The organism is Streptomyces sp. W16, from assembly GCF_033194735.1.
GTDB lineage: Bacteria > Actinomycetota > Actinomycetes > Streptomycetales > Streptomycetaceae > Streptomyces.
On record NZ_JAWOAI010000189.1, the window covers coordinates 1 to 17178 of the forward strand.

Genomic DNA, 17178 nt, shown 5'->3' on the forward strand with positions numbered 1-17178 from the left:
GGCCGGTCACAGGCCAGGTCCGGCCGAGGCGACCGGCCTGCGGCAGGAAAGCGCGCCGGAGTACGCCGACGCCGGGGCGACGCCGGGCCGCGTACGGCCCGCGTCACAGTTGGCCCGTCGGCCCGTCTTCCGAAGGTGGAGAGGGGCTCCGCGATCGCCCTGGGCAGCCGCTCTCCCGGCTATGAGGTCAAGGTCAGGACGCGCCGCCGACGAGCTGGAGCATCCCCGCCGGTTCGCAGACCGGTGTTCACGCGTCGGCGTTCCCGCTGCTCCGCTCGATCGGGATCCACAGCTGGGAGTGGGTCTCTGCGCCGATCTCCACCGGCTGTGTCCGCAGGAGTTCCGGACCGGGCCGGCTCGTGTACGGGTTCGAGGGGAACCACTGCGTGAACACGTCCCGCCACAGTGCCTGGAGCGCGCTCGGATAGGGCCCGTCGTTGTCGAAGACCGCCCAGGTCCCGGTCGGCACGTCGAGGGCGTCGAGTTCCTCGATGACCGTCTCCGGGCTGGTGGCCACGCCGATCCAATAGTCCGCCTCGGCGCCCTCTTCCCGGCTGTCGGTCAGGTACACCGCTGCCGACAGGATTCCCTCCGGTTCCCGGTCGGCCAGCTCCTTCATCCGTACGATCGCCTGCTCGTCCAGGCTTTCCAGGTGCGCCGCGGCGACCGCGTTCACCCCCTCGTGCACGAGCGGGACCCGAGCCTTCCTGCCGACGACCCGGAACGCCTCCTTCTCCAGGATCCGGTACCGCATGGTCGTACTCCCTTCGACGACGACGCGGAAGGACATGCGCGGCTGTGCCGTGAGCAGCGCACCCGTGCGCCGGGCCTCGCCCGGCCCGATGTCGTGCACCGACCGGAACGCCCGGGCGAACGCCTCGCCCGAGCCGTAGCCGTACCGCACCGCGACATCGAGCAGCGTGCGTTCACCGGCCAGCACCTCGGCCGCGGCGAGCGTCATCCTCCGGCGCCGCACGTAGACCGGGAGTGGCATACCGGCGAGGGCGGAGAACAGCCGCCGGAAGTGGTATTCCGACACCGCGGCGATCCGGGCCGCCTCGGCCACGTCGACCTCCTGGTCGAGGCAGGCCTCCAGGTGGTCCAGTGCCTGATTCAGCCGCTCCAGCACGTGTCTCCGTCCCTCTTCCTTGAGTCTCCCCGTGGGAACGAGCACTCGGCTGTGGCAGCTCCTGCGGCCGGGTGCGCTGTGGCGACCCACCTGCCGTTCGAGGGGTCCCCGAGCCCACGAGACCGGCTGCCGATACGGCCGGCCGGACCGTCTTCAGGTGTAGGTGATTTCGTCGCGCTCGGCCCGACAGAAGCCGTGCGGAAATTGTCGGGCGGGTGGCCTCGGCGTTGGCTGAGGCTTGCGTACATGACTGATGTTAAGGGGATGTGCGAGCCGCGGTTCGCCGCAGTCGAGGAGGCCCTCGCGGCTTCGCTCGGCAAGGACGATGTGGGCGCCTCGGTCGCCGTCTGCCTCGACGGCGAACCGGTGGTCGACATCTGGGGCGGGTACGCGGACGCGGACCGCACCGTCGGCTGGGAGCGCGACACCCTCACGGGCGTGAACTCGACGACCAAGAACATGACCGCCTTGTGCGCGCTCGTCCTGGCCGACCGAGGCCGGCTCGATCTGTCCGCACCGGTCGCCGCCTACTGGCCGGAGTTCGCAGCGGCGGGCAAGGAGAGTCTGCTGGTACGCCACGTGCTGTCCCATACCGCGGGGCTGCCGGACCTGTCCGGGCTGACGGCGGTCGAGGACCTCTACGACTGGCAGAGCGTGACGGCAGCGCTGGCCGCGCAGGCCCCCGAATGGGAACCGGGAACCGCCGCCGGGTACCACGCGCTCACCTTCGGGTTCCTGATCGGTGAGATCGTCCGCCGCATCACCGGCCGCAGCCTCGGCGACTTCTTCGCCGAGGAAGTGGCCGAACCGCTGGGCGCGGACTTCCACATCGGGCTCTCCGCCGACGACGACCGCCGCGTCGCACCGCTCATCCCGCCGCCGTCACTGACCGACGAGTACGCCGCCGGCGCACCGTCCGGACCGGACGGCACACGTCGGGAGTACACCGGTGCCGTGGTCCGGGTCAGGGACGCCAACTCCGTGGCCTGGCGCCGTGCGCAGATCCCCGCGGTGAACGGCTTCGGCAACGCTCGGTCTGTCGCCCTCGTCCAGTCAGTACTGGCGAACCGGGGTTCCGCCGGTGGCGTGCGGCTGCTGTCCCCCCAGGGTTGCGAGCCCGCGTGGCAGGAGGTGTTCCGCGGCGAGGACCGGGTGCTGCGGAACCCGATGTCCTGGACCGTGGGCTTCGGCAAGTTCGGCAATACCTTCGGATGGGGCGGATGGGGCGGCTCGCTGGTCGCGAGCGACCCCGATGCACGTATGACGGTGGCCTACGTGATGAACCAGATGATCGACCGGGAGCAGCAGGAGGACAACCGCGGCATGGAGATCATCATGGCCGCCTACAGCGGACTGCGGTGACAATCCGCGGGAGGGGGCGTCCGTGTGTGCACGGACGCCCCCTCCCGCGGGCCGGCGTCGCCTCGGCGCGCTCCCCGAGACCGACTCCTGCGGCAACTCGCGCCCTCTGGACCGGAATTGGTCTAGACGAATCTTTCCCGGATCTCTTGACGCCGGCCGACGCGGCCAGCCACGCTTCGCTACGCAGGCAGATGTAAGGAAAGTTTCCGATTAAATTCACGACTCACCGTTCGACGGTTTCCCCCTGCCTCACCCCGCCCTGAACACGTCGCACGGCTCCTCCCCACCCGCACCTCGCCACCGTGCGACGGGCGTGCAGGGCACCGCAATCCGCGTACCGGCGCGACGCCGTGCGCGTCCTCGCCCCACGGAGGAGCATCCGCATGAGACGTGCCTCGCTGCGCGCCGCATTGACCGCCGCCCTGATGGTCGGCGGCATGGCCACGTTCGCCACCCCGGCCGCCCACGCGGCCGACAACACCGGTCTGATCGCCTCCTTCGGCATCACCTCCACCTGGGGTGCCGGTTTCGAGGGCGGCTACACAGTCACCAACAAGTCCACCCACACGGTCAGTTCATGGACCATCACCTTCACCCTGCCCGCCACCGAGGCCGTCACCAGTTCGTGGAACGGCACGCTCACCCACAGCGGGACGCAGTACACCATCACCTCCCCCACCTGGGAGGCCCCGCTCGCCCCCGGTGACTCCGCGCCCGTCGTCGGCATGGACTTCAGCTACAGCGGGTCGGTCGTCGCGCCGAGCGCCTGCCTGATCAACAACGGCCCCTGCGCCGGCGTCCCCGCCGACACCGTCGCGCCCTCGACCCCCTCCGGCCTCGCCGTCCGGGCCACCGGCGCCGGCAGCGTCACGCTGGGCTGGAACGCCTCGACCGACAACGTCGGCGTGGTCGGCTACCGGGTCTACGAGGGCAGCAACGTCATCGCCACCACCTCCGGAACCGGCACCACCTTCAAGGTGATCGGCCTGCTCCCCGGCAGCAGCCACAGCTTCTCGGTGACCGCGCTCGACGACTCCAACAACGAGTCGGCGCACTCCGCGACGCTCACCGCGACCGCGGGCAGCGGCACAACTCCCGGCGTGGCAGCCCCTTTCATCGACCTTGGCGCCTACCCGACGCCGAACCTCACGCAGATCGCCACGAACACGGGGCTGCGGCAGTTCTCGCTCGGCTTCATCACCGCCGGGTCGACCGGTTGCTCGGCAAGCTGGTTCAACTCCTATGACCCAGGCGCGGCTTGGGACCGGGCGGACTTCGACTCACTGCGCGCAATGGGCGGTGACGTCCGGCCGTCCTTCGGCGGCGCGTCGGGCACCGAACTCGCCCTCGCCTGCACCAGCACGACCGCGCTCCAAGCGCAGTACCAGAAGGTCGTGGACGCCTACGCCCTCGACCGCGTGGACTTCGACATCGAGGGCGCCGCAACGGTCGACCACGCCTCGATCGACCGGCGCTCGACGGCCGTAGCCGCCGTCCAGGCCGCGCAGCGCGCCAAGGGCCGCGACCTCAAGGTCACGCTCACGCTCCCGGTCCTGCCCAGCGGCCTGACCGCGGACGGCGTCTACATCCTCAACTCCGCCAAGTCGCACAACCTGAACGTCGACACCGTCAACCTGATGGCCATGGACTACGGCGACGGCGCCGCGCCCAACCCGTCTGGGAAGATGGGCAGTTACGCCATCCAGGCCGCGACCTCGACCCGCGCCCAGATCGCCTCGGTGTGGCCGAACCTCACCACCGCCCAGACCTGGGCCATGGTCGGCCTCACTCCGATGCTCGGCCAGAACGACAACGCCAGCGAGGTGTTCACCGCCGCCGACGCGCAGCAGGTCCTCACCTTCGCCCAGCAGAACCACCTGGGCGAACTGGGTTTCTGGGACGTCACCCGCGACGGGAACGCCTGCACCGGTGCCCTGAGCAAGTGCACTAACATCCCGCAGACCCCGTACCAGTTCTCCAAACTGTTCGCGACCTACGCGGGCTGAGCCCACGAGGTCACCCGCGCCCCCGCCGACACCCTGTGCGGGCCGAGACTCAGCTGGGCCCGCACACGGTGGGGATACGTCGATCCCCTATGCCCTCCTGACCGCCCTGGCGACAGGCGCGAAGCGCGAGGCGGCGTGATCACTCCGGCTGGCGGCCGGTTTCACGGGCGGAGGCAGCAACCCCACCGTCGGGGAAGGCCCCGGTGGTCCCAGCAACACCCCCATACGCACGGCCTGGCCGCACTGTCCTATCTCCTCCTGTCGGCCAGAGTCGTGGGGGTCGGCGGACAGCGGTTAGAGAAGGGCCCACTCAGCTTTCGCGATGTCGGAGGCACAGCCGCAGTGGCGGACAGGGCTCGGTATGCCGGACTCGTCGGGAGGCGGAAGGAGCGGAAGGGGGTTACGTACCCGACCCGGAAGCCGGCCATCGCGGCCTCGGTTGCCTCCTGAGGAGCGAGTACCAGCCCTGCGGAACTTTTTCCTGCACGACCCTTGCCGTCGTTCGCGGCCCCTCCCTACAGTCTCGTCCCAGTCAGTCGATACGTATCGACACCACGTATCGACACCGAGGGAACCGAGGGAGGTGCTCGCATGGTGACAAGCCGGGATGTGGCCCGGTTGGCGGGCGTCTCCCAGAGCACCGTCTCCTACGTCATGAGCGGACGCCGGTCGATATCCCCCGAGACCCGCCGTCGGGTCGAGGAGGCGATCGAGACGTTGGGGTTCCAACCCAACGCCGGTGCACGGGCGTTGGCGAGTCAGCGCAGCCAAGTCATCGGCCTGGTCGTGCCGTTCGCGCCCGGGGCCGACATGACAGGGGTGCTGCCCTTCATCGAGACGATCACCAAGTGCGCCCGGGAAGAGGACCACAACGTCATCCTGGCCACCGAGGACGAGGGCGCCGAGGGCCTCACCCGGCTCAGCGACCAGTCCCTGTGCGACGCGATCGTGCTGATGGAGGTCGGGTCCAAGGACCCGCGCATCCCCGTGGCGGCCGGTCTGAGCGTGCCCGTCATCCTGATCGGCGTGCCGGACGACCCCGCGGGCCTGTACTGCGTCGACCTGGACTACACCCTGGCCGGACGCATGGCGGTGGACGAGTTGGCCGCCTCCGCGCACGACCGCGTCGTCCTGCTCGGCTACCCGCGTGACGTGATGGCGCGTGACGTCAACTTCGTCCGCCGTTTCCTGCGGGGGGCCGAGGAATCGGCCGCCGCGCACGGCATCACCTACGCCGAGGTGAGCCCGCCGGACACCAGCCGCGCCGGAGCCGAGGCCGCCCTCGACGAGGCGCTCGCGGAACCGGTGCCCGGCGGTGGCGGAAGACTCGGACTCGTCGTGCCCGATCCCCAGTTGATCCAGCCGACGTTGCAGAGCCTGCTGGACCGCGGTCTGGTGCCGGGCCGCGACCTGTCCGTCATCGGACTGTGCACGGACCGCACGGCCGAGACCTCCACACCCCCCGTCACCAACCTCTCGCTGGAACCCAGGGACGTCTCGCGCCGCGCGATGCGGATCCTGTTCCGGCTGCTCAACCGCGAGAGCGTGCCCACCACTTCGACCGTTGAACTGGTGACCCCACGTCTGACCCTGCGTCAGACCAGCCTGCCTGCCCGCTGATCCCCACTGTTCGTGTCAAGGGGGATGACGCGTCACTGCTGTCGATACGCATCGACACCCCCGCGCGGTCCGCCCGAGACAGCGCCGATCGAGGAGAGAAGAACATGGCTCAACGACGAGCGATCCTCAGCAGAACGACACTGACGGTGGCCCTCGCACTCCTGGCGCCGCTCTCCCTGAGCGCCTGTGGTTCGAGTGCCGGATCGTCCGGCGGCGCCGACACACTGCGGGTGATGGACTACTACGCCGATCAGCCCGACAAGGGGATCTACGCGAAGGTCCTGGACGCGTGCGGACAGCAGAACGGCGTCAAGATCAAGCGGGAGGCCGTGGCCGGCCCGTCCCTGATACCCAAGGTGTTGCAACAGGCCTCGTCGCGGACCCTGCCCGACGTCCTGATGCTCGACAACCCGGACCTGCAACAGATCGCCGCCAGCGGCGCCCTCGCCCCACTCAGCGACTTCGGCCTGAAAGCGGACGGATACGCCAAGGGCGTGGTGGACGCCTCGACCTACCAGGGCAAGCTCTACGGCCTGCAACCGGTGACCAACACGCTCGGCCTCTTCTACAACAAGGACATGCTCGACAAGGCGGGGGTCAAGCCGCCCACCACCTGGGCCGAGCTCAAGTCGGCCGCCAAGAAGCTCACTTCGGGCAAGAGGTACGGCATCGCCTTCGCCGCACCGGCCACCTACGAGGGGACCTGGCAGTTCCTGCCCTTCATGTGGTCCAACGGCGGTGACGAGAAGGACATAGCAACTCCCCAGGTCGCGCAGGCACTTCAGCTCTGGGTGGACCTGGTCAAGGACGGATCAGCCTCGAAGTCGGTGGTCAGCTGGGCCCAGGCCGACGCCAACGACCAGTTCGCGGCGGGCAACGCGGCCATGATGATCAACGGCCCCTGGCAGTTCCCGATCCTCGACAAGAAGACGAGCCTGCACTACGGCGTCGTACCGATCCCCGTGCCCAAGGCCGGCGGAACTCCCGTAGTCCCGCTGGGCGGTGAGACCTGGACCGTCCCGCAGACCGGCAACGCGCAGCGCCAGGAGAAGGCGGCCAAGGTCGTCGCGTGCCTCAACTCCGACAAGAACCAGCTGTCGTTGGCCCAGCAGCGCCAGACCGTGCCGACGAAGACCGCGCTGATGGACAAGTTCGCCGCCGAACAACCCCGCATGAAGGCGTTCACCGACCAGGTGCGCAACGCCCGTGCCCGCACAGGTGAGTTGGGCAAGGACTGGCCGAAGGCCGCCACCAAGATCTACACCGCGATGCAGACCGCTCTCACCCAGGGGGCGACTCCGGCGAAGGCACTGAAGCAGGCCCAGGATGGCTGACGTGATACGCCGGTCGGTGCGGGCCGTGGACAGTGCCCCGTCGGGCAGGAGGCTGGGCAAACGCGGTCGCCTGCGCCAGTCCCACGTGCTGTTCCTGCTGCCCGCCCTGGCCTACATGGTCGCCTTCTTCGGCTACCCGGTCGTGAAGAACGTCGTCATGGGCTTCCAGCACTACACGACGACCACCTTCTACACCGGCCAGGCGCCCTGGGTCGGCTTCGCCAACTACCGGGCCGTCATCTCGTCCTCCGTCTTCGACAAGGCGCTCCTCAACACCGTGCTGTTCACGGTGGGTTCGATCGCGGGGCAGTTCCTCACCGGCCTGGCGATCGCCCTGTTCTTCCGCCGCAGGTTCCCGCTGAACGGCGTACTGCGCTCGCTGCTGCTGTTGCCGTGGCTGGTGCCGCTGATCGTCTCCAGTGCGGTGTGGCGCTGGATCCTCGACCAGGACAACGGCGTGCTCAACCGGTTCCTCGGCGCCCTGCACCTCGTACAGGACCGTCCCGGCTGGCTGACCAGCACCTCGCTGGCGCTGTTCGCGGTGATCGTGGTCAACATCTGGATCGGGATCCCGTTCAACGTCGCGATCCTCTACGGCGGACTCCAGGACATCCCCGAGGAGTTGTACGAGGCGGCGGCCCTGGACGGCGCCACGGGCTGGCGGGCGTTCCGGCACGTGACGTGGCCTCTGCTGCGGCCCGTGGTCAGCGTGGTGCTCGTCCTCGGCGTCGTCTACACGGTCAAGGTGCTCGACGTCATCCTCGGGCTCACCAACGGCGGACCGGCGAACGCGACGCAGACCATCGCCAGTCAGTCCTACCAACTCTCCTTCCAGCAGTTCGACTTCGGACAGGGTGCCGCGCTCGGCAACATCCTCATCGTCATCTCGCTGGTCTTCGCCGTCCTCTACCTGCGCGCGAATCGCCGCGCCGTCGAGCAGTGAGGCCGTCATGGCAACTGTCACGCACGCACCGGTCCAGCCGGTCACACGCACACCCGCCCGCCGGTGGCGCTCCCGGCGACCCTGGGGATACACCGCGATCGGCGCGCTGATCCTGGCCGTGATGCTCTTCCCGGTCTACTGGATGGTCAACGTCTCCCTCCAGCCGGCCAACACCGCTGTGAGCACGCCTTGGTTCCCGACCCACCTGAACCTCGACGGCTACGCCACCGCACTGAGCCAGCAGGGGCCAAATCTCCTGACCAGCCTGGTCGTTGCGGTGGGGAGCGTGGTGTTCAGCCTGATCGTCGCCAGCCCGGCCGCGTACGCGCTTGCCCATGTCAACGCGCGCTGGGTAGGTCCGGTGCTGTTCGGGATCCTGATCAGCCAGATGGTCCCCGGCATCGTCGTCGCCAACGCGCTCTACAGCGCGTACAACGACCTCGGGTTGCTCAACTCGATCCCCGGTCTGGTCCTGGCCGACTCCACCGCGGGTATTCCCTTCGCGATCCTGATCCTGCGGGCCTTCATGGGCAACATCCCGATCTCGGTGATCGAGGCGGCCCGGGTGGACGGGGCGGGCAGGGTGCGGGCGTTCGTCTCGATCGTCCTGCCGATGAGCAGGAACGCCCTCATCACCGCGGGGCTGTTCACGTTCCTGTTCACCTGGAGCGACTTCCTCTTCGCGCTGACCCTGACGACGACCGAGGACGTCCGCCCCGTCACCCTCGGCCTCTACCAGTACCTCGGCTCCCACGTCAGCGACTGGAACGCGGTGATGGCCACCGCGACCCTCGCCTCGGTCCCGGCTCTCGTACTGCTGCTGGTGGCACAGCGCTACATCGCCACCGGCGTGACCGGCGGAGCCGTCAAATGACCCGCCCCCAGGGCGACTTCGGAGAAAGGCAGAACACCTCTGTGACCACGTCTTCCGCACCGCCCCCGGCCCCGATCCGCGTGACCGTGTGGGGTGAGAACCGCCACGAGAAGATCGAGGAGCACGTGGCCAAGATCTACCCGCAGGGCATGCACACCACGATCGCCGAGGGCATCAAGGAGAACCTCGGTGACGCCTGCGCCATCCGCACCGCCACGCTGGACGACCCCGAACACGGCCTGACCGAAGAGGTGTTGGCCTCGACCGACGTCCTCACCTGGTGGGGCCACGCCGCTCACGCCGAGGTGTCCGACGAGGTCGTGGAACGGGTGCACCGCCACGTCCTGTCCGGCATGGGCCTCGTAGTCCTGCACTCCGGCCACTGGTCGAAGATCTTCGTCAAGCTCATGGGCACCAGCTGCACGCTGCGCTGGCGCAACGAGCACGATCGTGAGCTGGTGTGGACGGTGAACCCAACGCACCCGATCGCCAAGGGAGTTCCGCATCCGCTGGTCGTCGAAGAGGACGAGATGTACGGCGAGTTCTTCGACATCCCCGTCCCGGACGAGCTGGTCTTCGTCAGCTCGTTCACGGGGGGCGAGGTGATCCGCAGCGGGTGTACGTTCCGCCGCGGCCACGGCCGGATCTTCTACTTCAGCCCCGGCGACCAGGACTACCCCGTCTACCACAACAAGGACATCCGCCGGGTGATCGCCAACGGCGTGCAATGGGCGCGCACCGACCGGCCCGAGCGCACCCACCCGGTACTGCTGCGCTATGACACCGACGACTTCTTCAACGGCGTCGACTACTCGGGGCCGCTTCGATGACCCACCGGACGATCCTCTGCGGGCCCGACAGCCCCCTTCGTGTGCTGGTGGTCGGTGCCGGTTCCATGGGGCAGCAGTGGCTGGCCACCGTCACCGCCGCACCCGAGACCGAACTCGCCGGCATCGTCGACCTCGACCTGGACACCGCCCGGCGGTCCGCCGCCGACCTGGGCCGGCCGGACCTCCCGGTCGGCTCCGACGCAGTCGTGCTCGCGGCCGACACCGGCGCCCAGGCGATCGTCAACGTGACGGTTCCGGTGGCCCACCACCCCATCACCACCGCCGCGTTGTTCGCCGGGCTGCCCGTCCTCGGCGAGAAGCCGATCGCCGACACCCTGGCCCACGCCCTGTCGCTGGCCGCCGCGTCCGAGGTGAGCGGCGAGTTGTTCATGGTGAGCCAGTCCCGGCGCTGGAACCCCCAACTCTTCGCCCTACGCGGGATGTTGGGGGAACTGGGCGCGATCGGCACGCTGACGACCGAGTTCTTCAAGGCTCCGCACATGGGCGGTTTCCGCGAGGAGATGGCGTACCCGCTGCTGATCGACATGGCGATCCACGCCTTCGACTCGGCGCGTTTCCTGCTCGGCGCCGACCCGGTCTCCGCCTACTGCCAGGCGTACAACCCGCCGTGGAGCTGGTACGACGGCGACGCCGCCGCGAGCGCCGTCTTCGAGATGGAGGGCGGCGCGCGCTATGCGTACAACGGCAGTTGGTGCAGTCCGGGCGCCGAGACGTCCTGGAACGGTGTGTGGCGGGCGAGCGGCGAGAAGGGCTCGGCGCTGTGGGACGGCGACAACGAGCCCGTGCTAGCAGCCGACGTACAAGCCGCCGAGCGGCCCCGCTCGCCGTACTCCGACATCGCCGGAGCGCTGCGGGTCTTCGTCGAGTCGCTGCGCACCGGCAGCACGCCCATGGGCGAGGTGCACGAGAACACCATGAGCCTGGCGATGGTCGAGGCCGCGGTGGAGTCGGCCCGGACCGGACAACGCGTACGCGTCGACGACGTACTCGACCAGGCGTACGCGGCGGCCCTGCACGAGGAGGCCCGCCCGGACGTACGTGCCGCGCTTGCCGGCTGGCCGTCGGTCCGCGGTGCCCTCGCCCTGCACCAGACCCCGCCCGCCGCCGCCTCCGCCTGACGCCCCACCGATACGGAGACCTCGTGCCCCGCCCTTCTTCCGACCCCGTTTCCGGCCGCCCGCGTCTCGGGGTGGCGATGATCGGCCACTCGTTCATGGGCGCCGTGCACTCCCAGGCCTGGCGCACCGCACCCCGAGTGTTCGACCTGCCCTTCGACGTCGACATGACCGTCGTCTGCGGCCGTGACCCGAAGGGCGCGGCCCGGGCCGCCGAGCGGCTGGAATGGGGCGACTGGGCGGCCGACTGGCAGCAGGTGGTACGACGCGACGACGTGGACGTCGTCGACATCTGTACCCCCGGCGACTCCCACGCCGACATCGCGATCGCCGCTCTGGCCGCCGGCAAACACGTGCTGTGCGAGAAGCCCCTCGCCAACACGGTCGAGGAGGCCGAGCGGATGGCCGCCGCCGCGCAGGTCGCCGCAGAGGGCGGCGTCCGGTCGATGGTCGGCTTCAACTACCGGCGCGTACCCGCACTGGCACACGCCGCGCGCCTGATCGCCGAGGGCCGGATCGGCGAAGTACGGCACGTCAGGGCCCAGTACCTTCAGGACTGGATCGTCGATCCGGAATTCCCGCTGGTGTGGCGGCTGCGCAGGGAACGGGCCGGCTCCGGTGCGCTGGGGGACCTCGGTTCGCACGTCATCGACCTGCTCCAGCACCTGACCGGCGAACGCCTCACCGGTGTGTCGGCGACCCAGGCCACCTTCGTCATCGAGCGCCCCCTGCCGACGGAGTCCAGCGGCCTGTCGGCGCAGGTAGGGGAACAGCGCGGGCGGGTGACCGTCGACGACGCGACCGCGTTCACCGGCCGGCTGGCAAGGGGCGCACTCGTCGTGGTCGAGGCGACCCGCTTCGCCACGGGACGCAAGAACGCCATGCGGATCGAGGTGAACGGCTCACGTGGGTCGATCGCCTTCGACTTCGAGTCGATGAACGAGCTCCTGCTGTACGACGCCACCGACCCGGAGACGGAGGCGGGATTCCGCCGGATCCTGGTCACCGAGCCCGCACACCCCTACCTGGGTGCCTGGTGGCCGCCCGGTCACGGCCTGGGCTACGAGCACGCGTTCGTCCACCAGGTCCGCGACTTCCTGACCGCGGTGGCGGAGGACGCGAGCGACCTGAGACCGTCGTTCGCCGACGGCCTGCAGGTCCAGTACGTAATGCGGGCCGTCGAACGCAGCGCCGCGGACTCCTCCCGCTGGACGAGCACCGGCTGACCACAGGAAGTCGCACACCGCTGCCAAAGCCAGTGCCCCGAGACTCATCGCGAAGACCTTTGTGCAAGAGTCCTCGCGCACGCAACCGCCGCACTCCGGCAGCGGTGTTAACGAATGGGGCTCGTGTGCTCCTTCGACCTGCGTGCGGAAAAGCGGAAGGAATCGAGGTAAACGGGGTGTGCGCGATGACCAGCGCTCGTGTGCCTGCCTTATCCGGAAGAGAAACGGCCCGGAACGGGGGCCGGGAAGTCGGGGTCGGTGACGATCGACAGATCTGTGTCGGGCCGCTCGATGTGCGGCAGTCGGCCTGCACGGGAAAGGCACCCGCGGCCGGAATCGGGGGACGATGAGCGGCGTACTGATCCATGTGCCACAGGACCCGCCGCTGACGCTGCGGCTCGGCGCGGGCGAGGTCGCCCGCTTCGGCCGCGGCTCGGACTCCGTCGCCGTGGAGTTGCGGCTCGACGATCCGGCCGTGTCGCGGCTGGCCGGGGAGATCCGGGTGAGCGAGGACCACTGGCTGCTGAGCAACCACAGCGCCACTCAGAGCTACCTGGTGGAGAACCCGGAGGGCGCGGGCGAGTACCTGCGGGTGCCACCGCGCCGCCTCGGGGCGCCCATCCCCTTCGAGTTCGCGCGTGTCGTCCTGCCCACCCGGGACCAGGTGGTGAGTTTCCAGGTGTTCGCCCCCGACCACGTGTACCTGGACCCTCAGGGGACGGACGGCGGCCGTCGGGGTACCCAGACCCTGACCGCGTACTCGCTCGACGAGACCGCCACGTACTTCCTGGTTCTGGTCGCCCTGTGCGAGCCCCGACTGCGCGACGAGTCCGCGCTGGCCGTTCCCACCACGCCCGAGATCGTCGAACGTCTGCGGCAGCTTCCGCAGTGCGCGCGCCTCACCGCCCGCGGGGTGAGTGCTCACATCGACTACCTCGCCGAGGAGAAACTCCGCATCGTCCTGCCTGAGACGCGTGACGCGGGCCGCGGCGCCCGCCGCAACGGCAAGCGCGAGGCACTGGTCGGAATCGCCCTGCGGTTCGGGTTGGTCGGCGAGGCCCATCTGGGGCTGCTTCCGTCCCGTTCGGCGGCCTCCTGCGGTGGCGCCCAGGCGCGGGCGGTGGCCCGGTGAGCCGTGCGGCCGAGCGTGTTCCAGCCGGTTACCGGTTCGGAGACTGGGAGGTGGGGGAACCGATCGCGGACGGAGGCTGGGGATGGGTCTACGAGGGCCGGAGCGTGCGCGGGACGGACGACCCGGCCGTCGTCGCGTTGAAGTTCCTGCCCACGTCCGGACTCGCCCCTCGGCAGGCGCGCGGACTGCTGGAATGTGCCCACCGCGAGGTCGAGTTCGGGCGCCGGGCGCGGCATCCCCGTCTGATCCGGGTGCTCGACTCACTCGTACTGAACGAACCGGACCACGCCGAACTCGACGGCGCGATCGTGCTGGTGATGGAGCGTGCCGAGCGCAGTCTGCGCCAACTCCTCGGCTGTGAGGCGGGGTTGGCGGACGGGCAGGCCGAGCGGATCCTGACGCAGATCTGCGAGGGCCTGGCCCATCTGCACGACCTGGGCTGGGTGCACGGCGATCTCAAGCCCGACAACGTTCTCCTGATGGCGGACGGAGCGGTTCGCCTGTCGGATTTCGGGCTGGCCGCGGAGCTCGACGGCACCCATGGCACGCATGGGTGGATCCCGCCCCTGGGCACTCCCGACTATCTGCCGCCCGAGCGCTGGAAGGCCCCGCTGGGCGAACGCGGTGTGCAGGCGCGGCCGAGCGCCGACATCTGGGCGCTCGGCATCATGGTCCACCAGATGTTCACCGGCGGCACCTCCCCCTTCCCCGGCGCGACCCCGGCCGCGCGGGGAGCCGCGGCGCAGGAGTACGCCGGCGGACGGGCACCCCTGCGGCTGGATCCCGCAGTGCCGCCGTTCTGGCGTGATCTGGCCACCGACTGCCTCGCCCCCACCCATGAGGCACGCGCCGCCTGCACCGCGGAACTCCTGCTGGCCCGCATCGGTGCATCGGGCCATGGTGACAGCGCTGCGGCCGGCGGCACAGGTGCGGCGCGTGCCCGCGGGGATCGGCGCCGTCGACGGGTCGCTCTCGGTGCCGCGGCGGCCACGGCCTTGTGCGCGGCGACGGTCGCCGGATGGGTTTACGTCGCGGACGACAACAGTGCGACCGGGGACCGCCCGGTCCATGCCGAGAACGTCTCCGACACCGCCGGACCCGCCGCCATCACGGTGTACAACGTCGAGCCGACCTGCCGGGCCCATGCTGCCGACCGTGATCAGCAGTGCAGCCTCGGTCTGGCGATCGACCCCCTGGCGCCGTACACCGTCGACAACGTGGTGGCCACCCGCGTATGGCACGGAGACGTCCTCATGGCGCAGTGCCGGTTGCCTCAAGGGCTGCCGGTGACCGACGAGTTCAGCACCCGTTCCACCCAGTGGTACCGCGTCCGGTTGCCGGGCGGCGCGGCCGACGCCACCGCGTGGTTCCCCGCTGTGCGCACGAAGGACCGGCCAGCCCTGCCCACGTGCCGATGAGCCCTCCTGATCCGGCCGGCCGACCCCTCGGCCGGCCGGATCAGGTGCATGCGGGGATGTCCCGGCCGTCGTTGTCCTTCGCTTCGTCGTTGCCCCATCTGTCGAGGTAGTAGGCGGAGACGTACGCCCGTCCCCCGCCGCCCGGCGTCCTCTCGTCGAGGTCGGTCAGCAGCCACCAGTGGTTGTACGCCGTGCCGACCCGCACCTCGTCGCCCCACTTCCTGCACAGGACGTAGTTGGTGCCCTTGCGCAGCGTGCCCTGAGCGGCGCACCGCGGTGTGCTGTCGTGCACGCAGTCGGCGTCCGGATAGCCGGTGGCGTCGGCGAAGGTGTCGACCCAGTACCGGGCCGGCTGCCCTCCCCCGCCGTCACAGGCGTTGGTGCTGGTGACGCGAGGGAAGGGGCCGTCGGGCGTGAGCCGGTACTCGGTGCCCTGGAGCACCGGGTGGACCATCTCGTCCGTCTCGCCGTCGTTGTCGCCGTTGGTGTCGTACAGCTGCTCGTAGTGCAGATGCGCCTCCTCCGTGCCGACCAGTCCCAGCCGCCCGACCGGGTCCCCCGACGCGACCTGCTGGCCCAGGTGGACGTCGACGCGGTCCATGTGCAGGTAGACGCTGAACCAGCCGCCACCGTGGTTGATCTCGATGCCGCCGGGCTCGAAGAACTCCGTGACCGTGCCGGCGGTGGACGCGGTGACGGTGGCGCCGAGGGTCGGGCCGTCCACGTGGTACATGTCGAGTTTCTTGTCGTCGGGCTCGTGGCCCAGATACGTCTGGAGCTGCCAGGTCTGCCCGCAGGGGAACGGCAGCCGGAAGTCGGGGCGGGCGGTGGGCGCCGCGGACGCGGCCGGTGCGCTCGCGCACAGTCCCGCCGTCATCAGCAGCGCCGTCAGTGTCGCCGCCCAACCCGCTCTTCCCGTCGGCCTCGGTCTCATGGTCCTCGCCCTCTCTTCGCCTCGGTGTGCAGGCAACGACGGTGCCGTACCGCGGCTCAGGAGGGACTCCGGGACGTTACGGGGTGGCTGCCGGCACGGGACGGCTCAGGTCCCGCACTGGCGTGTCACGCCGCCGGTCGCGTCGCCCTTGAGGTAGATGCCGCTGACGTAGCCGACACCGCCCGCGTTCAGGGGCAGTTCGATCCACTTGTCGCTGGTGTAGCCCTCGTCGGTGACGAGCTGGCCGGTCTTCCAGCAGTTGGCCGGGTAGCTCTGGTTCGGGTACACCTTGCTCACCGCGCCGCAGGAAGTGGAGGCGCAGGAGCGGACGTTGGCCTCCATCCACGCCGTGACGTTCGTCTGCCCGCCGGTGTCGCCGGACGGCTGGAAGGTCACGTCCACCCAGTCGTTGTCCGTCATGCCCAGGCCGTCCCAGAAGGTGCCGTCGGCCACGTCGATGCCGGCCGGGTTGGCGACCCTGCGCCCGAACTCGTCCAGGCCGCCGTTGTAGCCGGACTGGTAGGCCGCCTGCGCCTCGGGCGTGCCCTGCGCCAAGTCACCCCACATCTGCCGCTGCGCGGACGGGTTCCAGTAGTCGTCCTGGGTGTTCCAGGGGCCGACGTCCCACACCGGTGCCGTCTCGCAGCGTCCCGTGCGCTGGTAGCACAGGCGCACCTGGTACTCGTTGCCGCCGTTGGAAGCGAGCATCCGCCGGGACGGCAGCGCGACGAAGTGGTCGCGCTGCTGGATGACATGGTCGTTGGCCGTGGTCTGCCCGGCCAGGCCCTCCCTGGTGGCGAAGATCCGGTACGTCGGGGAGGCCGCGGTCAGCGCGCGGGGTGCCCGGGGAGCCGACTGCGTGAGGTCGGCGTGTACGGACACGGCCGACACCACAGGGGCGGCGGTACGGCTGCCGAGCAGGGTCAGCCGCACCTGGACGACGGAGACGGCCTGCGCGAGCCGTAGCCGACCGGCGCGATCCGGGGTGGTCCACTGCGTCCACCGTCCGGGGTGATCGCTTCCCCTCACCTCGGTCACCACCTGCGTTCCGGCCGGCACGTGGGCCCGGGGGCGGATCGTGAACGCGTCGGCCTGCCGCCCGAGGCTGCGGGCCGGCGCGGTGTACACGGCGAACGCCCTGCCGGGAGCGGACGTGGTGCGGGTGCGGTGGTCGCCGATGGTCAGCGCGCCGTTCCCACGATGGTCGATGTTGTGCTGGTCGGCCGACGCGGCG

General features: G+C 69.8%; 14 protein-coding genes. 11 read left to right on the top strand and 3 right to left on the bottom strand.

Annotation, left to right across the window (positions count from 1 at the left end; all coding sequences use genetic code 11):
* Window positions 1-247: 247 nt before the first annotated feature.
* On the bottom strand, window positions 248-1129 hold the full coding sequence (locus R6V09_RS24555) for an AraC family transcriptional regulator (protein ID WP_317883589.1): 882 nt from the start codon (window positions 1127-1129) through the stop codon (window positions 248-250).
* Window positions 1130-1375: 246 nt separating this feature from the next.
* Here R6V09_RS24555 and R6V09_RS24560 point away from each other — a divergent pair, with 246 nt between their 5' ends.
* The 11 genes from R6V09_RS24560 (at window position 1376) to R6V09_RS24610 (ending at window position 15010) form a co-directional block, all read left to right on the top strand.
* Window positions 1376-2491, top strand: a complete 1116-nt coding sequence (locus R6V09_RS24560; protein WP_317883590.1) for a serine hydrolase domain-containing protein — start codon at window positions 1376-1378, stop codon at window positions 2489-2491.
* Between the two features lie 383 nt (window positions 2492-2874).
* The gene (locus R6V09_RS24565) at window positions 2875-4497 is read left to right on the top strand and encodes a cellulose binding domain-containing protein (protein ID WP_317883591.1); all 1623 of its coding nucleotides are present in this window, start codon (window positions 2875-2877) and stop codon (window positions 4495-4497) included.
* Window positions 4498-5088: 591 nt separating this feature from the next.
* The gene (locus R6V09_RS24570; protein WP_317883592.1) at window positions 5089-6117 is read left to right on the top strand and encodes a LacI family DNA-binding transcriptional regulator; all 1029 of its coding nucleotides are present in this window, start codon (window positions 5089-5091) and stop codon (window positions 6115-6117) included.
* 104 nt (window positions 6118-6221) lie between these two features.
* Complete coding sequence (locus R6V09_RS24575; protein ID WP_317883593.1) at window positions 6222-7451, top strand: sugar ABC transporter substrate-binding protein; 1230 nt, start codon at window positions 6222-6224, stop codon at window positions 7449-7451.
* A complete protein-coding gene (locus R6V09_RS24580; RefSeq protein WP_317883594.1) occupies window positions 7444-8394 on the top strand; it encodes a carbohydrate ABC transporter permease in 951 nt (316 codons plus the stop codon). Before R6V09_RS24575 ends, R6V09_RS24580 begins: the two co-directional genes overlap by 8 nt.
* A gap of 7 nt (window positions 8395-8401) precedes the next feature.
* Complete coding sequence (locus tag R6V09_RS24585; RefSeq protein ID WP_442810124.1) at window positions 8402-9268, top strand: carbohydrate ABC transporter permease; 867 nt, start codon at window positions 8402-8404, stop codon at window positions 9266-9268.
* Window positions 9265-10098: a ThuA domain-containing protein gene (locus R6V09_RS24590; RefSeq protein WP_317883595.1), complete on the top strand. Its 834-nt coding sequence runs from the start codon at window positions 9265-9267 to the stop codon at window positions 10096-10098. Before R6V09_RS24585 ends, R6V09_RS24590 begins: the two co-directional genes overlap by 4 nt.
* On the top strand, window positions 10095-11237 hold the full coding sequence (locus R6V09_RS24595; RefSeq protein ID WP_317883596.1) for a Gfo/Idh/MocA family protein: 1143 nt from the start codon (window positions 10095-10097) through the stop codon (window positions 11235-11237). Before R6V09_RS24590 ends, R6V09_RS24595 begins: the two co-directional genes overlap by 4 nt.
* Window positions 11238-11314: 77 nt before the next feature.
* Entirely contained in the window at window positions 11315-12460 is a 1146-nt protein-coding gene (locus R6V09_RS24600) for a Gfo/Idh/MocA family protein (protein WP_317883602.1), read from the top strand.
* A gap of 346 nt (window positions 12461-12806) precedes the next feature.
* Window positions 12807-13592, top strand: a complete 786-nt coding sequence (locus R6V09_RS24605; protein WP_317883597.1) for a serine/threonine protein kinase — start codon at window positions 12807-12809, stop codon at window positions 13590-13592.
* A 50-nt stretch (window positions 13593-13642) separates the two neighbouring features.
* Window positions 13643-15010 carry a serine/threonine-protein kinase gene (locus tag R6V09_RS24610; protein WP_317883598.1) on the top strand — a complete coding sequence of 456 codons (1368 nt, stop codon included), beginning with the start codon at window positions 13643-13645 and terminating at the stop codon, window positions 15008-15010.
* Window positions 15011-15050: 40 nt separating this feature from the next.
* On the opposite strand, the gene R6V09_RS24615 is transcribed toward R6V09_RS24610, so the two are convergent.
* Together R6V09_RS24615 and R6V09_RS24620 are read right to left on the bottom strand one after the other, a co-directional pair.
* Entirely contained in the window at window positions 15051-15944 is an 894-nt protein-coding gene (locus R6V09_RS24615; protein WP_317883599.1) for a M23 family metallopeptidase, read from the bottom strand.
* Between the two features lie 105 nt (window positions 15945-16049).
* A partial coding sequence (locus R6V09_RS24620; protein ID WP_317883600.1) for an SH3 domain-containing protein occupies window positions 16050-17178 on the bottom strand: 1129 nt, incomplete at its 5' end.

What these genes read in the sequence shown, in the direction of transcription:
- R6V09_RS24560 (WP_317883590.1), top strand. Translation starts at nt 1,376, where the DNA reads ATGACTGATGTTAAGGGGATGTGCGAGCCGCGGTTCGCCGCAGTCGAG.
- R6V09_RS24565 (WP_317883591.1), top strand. Translation starts at nt 2,875, where the DNA reads ATGAGACGTGCCTCGCTGCGCGCCGCATTGACCGCCGCCCTGATGGTC.
- R6V09_RS24570 (WP_317883592.1), top strand. Translation starts at nt 5,089, where the DNA reads ATGGTGACAAGCCGGGATGTGGCCCGGTTGGCGGGCGTCTCCCAGAGC.
- R6V09_RS24575 (WP_317883593.1), top strand. Translation starts at nt 6,222, where the DNA reads ATGGCTCAACGACGAGCGATCCTCAGCAGAACGACACTGACGGTGGCC.
- R6V09_RS24580 (WP_317883594.1), top strand. Translation starts at nt 7,444, where the DNA reads ATGGCTGACGTGATACGCCGGTCGGTGCGGGCCGTGGACAGTGCCCCG.
- R6V09_RS24585 (WP_442810124.1), top strand. Translation starts at nt 8,402, where the DNA reads ATGGCAACTGTCACGCACGCACCGGTCCAGCCGGTCACACGCACACCC.
- R6V09_RS24590 (WP_317883595.1), top strand. Translation starts at nt 9,265, where the DNA reads ATGACCCGCCCCCAGGGCGACTTCGGAGAAAGGCAGAACACCTCTGTG.
- R6V09_RS24595 (WP_317883596.1), top strand. Translation starts at nt 10,095, where the DNA reads ATGACCCACCGGACGATCCTCTGCGGGCCCGACAGCCCCCTTCGTGTG.
- R6V09_RS24600 (WP_317883602.1), top strand. Translation starts at nt 11,315, where the DNA reads ATGATCGGCCACTCGTTCATGGGCGCCGTGCACTCCCAGGCCTGGCGC.
- R6V09_RS24605 (WP_317883597.1), top strand. Translation starts at nt 12,807, where the DNA reads ATGAGCGGCGTACTGATCCATGTGCCACAGGACCCGCCGCTGACGCTG.
- R6V09_RS24615 (WP_317883599.1), bottom strand. Translation starts at nt 15,944, where the DNA reads ATGAGACCGAGGCCGACGGGAAGAGCGGGTTGGGCGGCGACACTGACG.